We start from the raw sequence: 4,402 nt of genomic DNA on the forward strand, positions 1-4,402 counted from the left end.
GAGCCGAGGGCGGGAGGGGCCGGAACCCGGCGCCGGGCCCGTCGCCCGGCCGGCTCTCCTGCGCCTCGCGCGGCCCCGGCACGATCCGGAACCCGCTGGACGGCGGCGCGTCCGGCGCCCGGTGCCGTCCGCCCTCGCGCGGGGCGGTGGGGATCGGGCCGGACGTCTCGGTCTCCCGCCCGTAGCCCCGGCCGCCGCTCGCACGGTGACGCGGCTGCGGCGAACCGGGTGTCCCCGGAGACGGCGAGGACGACGTGGACGCGGTCATGGCGATCTTCCCCCGAACAGACGTACCCGTACGACCAGGTGCGCGGTCTCGATCACTGTGGCCCTCGTCGAGCCCGCCGCGTAACGGGATCCACCCGCTCGGCGCAGCAGCTCCGCCCGATCCGGTACGTCCACGCCGGAAAGGTGTCGGAGCCCCTCGGTAAACTCGGCGGTATGACGCAGTCCCCCTCCCTCCCGGCGGCCCCGCAGGTGCCCGAGAAGCCGACGCTCGACGGCCTCGAGGAGCGCTGGGCGGCCGTATGGGAGGAGCAGGGGACCTACCGGTTCGACCGGTCGGCGTCGCGCAGCGAGGTCTTCTCGGTCGACACGCCGCCGCCGACGGTCTCGGGCTCGCTGCACGTCGGGCACGTCTTCAGCTACACCCACACCGACGTCGTGGCCCGCTTCTGGCGCATGCGCGGCAAGCAGGTCTTCTACCCCATGGGGTGGGACGACAACGGCCTGCCGACCGAGCGCCGCGTGCAGAACTTCTACGGCGTGCGCTGCGAGCCGAGCCTGCCGTACGACCCGGAGTTCACCCCGCCGGAGAAGCCGGGCAAGCAGCAGGTCGCGATCTCGCGGCGCAACTTCGTCGAGCTGTGCGAGACGCTGACCGCCGAGGACGAGAAGGCCTTCGAGGCGCTGTGGCGCCGGGGCGGCCTCTCGGTCGACTGGTCGCACACGTACCAGACGATCGACGCCACGGCCCGCGCGATCAGCCAGCGCGCCTTCCTGCGCAACCTCTCGCGCGGGGAGGCGTACGTGTCGATGGCGCCGACGCTCTGGGACGTCACCTTCCGCACCGCGGTCGCGCAGGCCGAGCTGGAGGACCGCGAGCACGCCGGCGCCTGGCACCGGATCGCGTACCACGGCGCCGACGGCGCGGACATCGAGATCGAGACCACCCGCCCGGAGCTGATCCCGGCCTGCGTCGCGCTCGTCGCCCACCCCGACGACGAGCGCTACCGACCGCTCTTCGGCACCACGGTGCGCTCGCCGCTCTTCGACGTCGAGGTCCCGGTGCTCGCCCACCCGGCGGCCGAGATGGACCGCGGCGCCGGCATCGCGATGTGCTGCACGTTCGGTGACCTCACCGACGTCACCTGGTGGCGCGAGCTCGACCTGCCCAACCGCACCGTCATCACCCGCGACGGTCGGCTGCTGCGCGAGACGCCGGAGTGGATCACCACCGAGCAGGGCCGCGCTCGGTACGAGGAGCTCGCCGGGGCGACGGTCCACACCGCCAAGGAGCGCATCGTCGCGATGCTCGCCGAGACCGGGGAGCTGATCGGCGACGTCCGGCCGGTCACGCGGCCGGTCAAGTTCTTCGAGAAGGGCGACAAGCCGCTCGAGATCGTCTCCAGCCGGCAGTGGTACATCCGCAACGGCGGGCGCGACGCCGACCTGCGCGCGGCGATGCTGCGCCGCGGCGACGAGCTGCGGTGGCACCCGGACTACATGCGCCACCGGTACGCGGACTGGGTCGGCGGCCTCAACGGCGACTGGCTGGTCAGCCGCCAGCGGTTCTTCGGCGTGCCGATCCCGGTCTGGTACTCCCTCGACGCCGACGGCGAGGTGGTGGCCGAGCAGGTCCTCACCCCGGACGACGCCGCGCTGCCGGTCGACCCGACCACCGACGTCCCGCCCGGCTACACGGCCGACCAGCGCGACCAGCCGGGGGGCTTCACCGGCGACCCCGACGTCCTCGACACGTGGGCCACGTCGTCGCTCACCCCGCAGATCGCCGGGAAGTGGTCCGTCGACGACGACCTGTTCTCCCGGGTCTTCCCCATGGACCTGCGCCCCCAGGCCCACGACATCATCCGGACCTGGCTGTTCTCCACGGTCGTGCGCAGCTCGCTCGAGTTCGGCGAGCTGCCGTGGGCGCACGCGGCCCTGTCCGGCTGGATCCTCGACCCGGACCGCAAGAAGATGTCGAAGTCCAAGGGCAACGTCGTCACCCCGATGGGGCTGCTCGAGGAGTTCGGCTCGGACGCCGTCCGGTACTGGGCCGCGAACGGCCGGCCCGGCGTCGACACCGCCTTCGACCGCGGGCAGATGAAGGTCGGCCGGCGCCTCGCGATGAAGCTGCTCAACGCCTCGAAGTTCATCCTCGGGGTGGGGGTCCCGGCCGGTCTCCCGGACCCGTCGGCGGTGACCGCGCCGATCGACCGGGCACTGCTCGCGCGGCTGGCCGGGGTCGTCGAGAAGGCGACGGCGGCGCTGGAGCGGTTCGACTACGCGGTCGCGCTCGAGGTCACCGAGCAGTTCTTCTGGTTCTTCTGCGACGACTACCTGGAGCTGGTCAAGTCCCGGGCCTACGGCGAGTTCGACGAGGCCGGGCGTGACTCGGCGCGGGCCGCCCTCGCGGTGGCGCTGCGCGTGCTGCAGCGGCTGTTCGCGCCGGTGCTGCCGTTCGTCGCGGAGGAGGTCTGGTCGTGGTGGCAGGACGGGACGGTGCACCGCGCCGCCTGGCCGACCACCGCGGAACTGCCGCCGGCCGAGGGCGTGGACGAGGCCGTGCTCGACGTCGCCTCGGAGGTCATCTCCGGGATCCGCAAGGGCAAGTCGGACCAGAAGCTCTCGATCCGCACCGAGGTGGAGAGCCTCTCGGTGTCCGCCGCGCCGGACCGGCTGGACGCCCTGCGCGTCGTCCTGGGCGACGTGCAGGCGGCCGGGCGCGTGCGGGACGTCGAGCTGGTGCCGTCCGAGGACGGCGAGCTGGTGATGCGGGTCGGTGGACCCGTGGAGGCCGTGCAGGCCTGACCCGGTCCCCGACGGCGGCCGTGGCGGCCGTCGTCGGGGTCGCGGCAGCGGTCAGGCCTGGAGCTCCGACTGCGGGGTGATGGCGAAGCGGTACTCGTCGCCGGAGCCGTCGGACTCGGCCTCCGGGATCTTCTCGACGTCGAGCACCTTGTCGTCGAGGGCCGACGCGGCCATCGGCTCGAGGAAGATGACGGCACCGCCGCCCTCGAGCACCGTGTCGTCCGCGGCCGGGTTCGGCGCGACGGAGAGCTCGAGCCCCTCCTCGGCCATGTTCGGCGTGGCCGCGATGCGCAGGCCGGAGCCCTCGGGCATCTCGTTGGTCTCGAGGATGTTGGAGATGGCCTCGGCTGCCGTCTCCGTCAGTGCCAGCATGCCCCGTTACCATACGGATCACGGAAAGGTCACGCACGTCATCGCGCGTCCCGTCACACGGGCAGTCCCCCGGTCGGGCGCACCGTCACGGAGGAGAGCGGCCATGGCGCTCCCGGTCCCCGAGTCGGCCGCCGGGCCGCGGAAGGACATCATCCGGTTGCTCGGACAGACTCCGGAGGGTCTCTCCGACGGGGAGCTGGCCGCGGCCCTGGCCGACCGGTACCCCGGGCTGAACGCCAAGGCGGCCAACCACCAGTGCCGCCGGCTGGCCGCGATCGGGATGGTGGAGCGCGTGGGGACGAGGCCGGTCCGGACCCGGTTGGTGGCCCGTGCGGCGGTCGAGCCCGAGGAGCCCGCCGCCGACGAGCTGCCCGAGCCCACCCCCGTCGACGAGCCCGAGCCCACCCTCGCCGAGGGGCACACCACGCAGTCCGACCAGGCCTCCGACGTGCCTGACGTGCCCCTCGACGACGACGGGTCGGACTCAGGCGCCGCTCCGGAGCCCGAGGGGCACACCACGCAGTCCGACCAGGCCTCCGACCTGCCTGACGTGCCCCTCGACGACGACGGGTCGGACTCAGGCGCCGCTCCGGAGCCCGAGGGGCACACCACACACTCCGACCAGGCCTCCGACGTGCCTGACGTGGCCCTCGACGGGGCCGGGGCACCGGCCCCGGTGCTCTCGCCCGTCCAGGCGGACATCGTCGCCGCCCTGGCCGACGCTCCCGCGGGACTCACGGACAACGAACTCGCCGCCGCCCTCGCCGGCCGGCACCCCCTCGTCGACCCGAAGGCGTTCAACTACCAGTGCCGCAAGCTCGCCAAGGCCGGGCTCGTCGAGCGCACCGCGCGGTCGAGGGACGCCCCGATCCGCACCCGACTCACGGCCTCGGCCGCCGAGGGGCACACCACCCACTCCGAGCAGGCCGAACACCGGCCCGACGTGCCCCTCGACGACCCCGGCGACGCCGGCACCCCGCAGACCCACCCCCGCCCC

The 4,402-nt window shown here is 73.5% G+C and carries 4 protein-coding genes; 3 read left to right on the plus strand and 1 reads right to left on the minus strand.

Going from position 1 to position 4,402, the window contains the following annotated elements:
- Together AC0CYZ_RS30400 and valS are read left to right on the plus strand one after the other, a co-directional pair.
- Window positions 1-185: hypothetical protein (locus tag AC0CYZ_RS30400; RefSeq protein ID WP_472221843.1), on the plus strand; the 185-nt coding region annotated here is incomplete at its 5' end.
- 256 nt (window positions 186-441) lie between these two features.
- Window positions 442-3,033, plus strand: a complete 2,592-nt coding sequence (valS, locus tag AC0CYZ_RS30405) for a valine--tRNA ligase (protein ID WP_472221844.1) — start codon at window positions 442-444, stop codon at window positions 3,031-3,033.
- 51 nt (window positions 3,034-3,084) lie between these two features.
- On the opposite strand, the gene AC0CYZ_RS30410 is transcribed toward valS, so the two are convergent.
- Entirely contained in the window at window positions 3,085-3,405 is a 321-nt protein-coding gene (locus AC0CYZ_RS30410; RefSeq protein WP_472221845.1) for an adhesin, read from the minus strand.
- Between the two features lie 103 nt (window positions 3,406-3,508).
- On the opposite strand from AC0CYZ_RS30410, the gene AC0CYZ_RS30415 reads away from it, so the two are divergent.
- Window positions 3,509-4,402: MarR family transcriptional regulator (locus AC0CYZ_RS30415; RefSeq protein WP_472221846.1), on the plus strand; the 894-nt coding region annotated here is incomplete at its 3' end.

This window comes from Actinomycetospora sp., assembly GCF_055612215.1.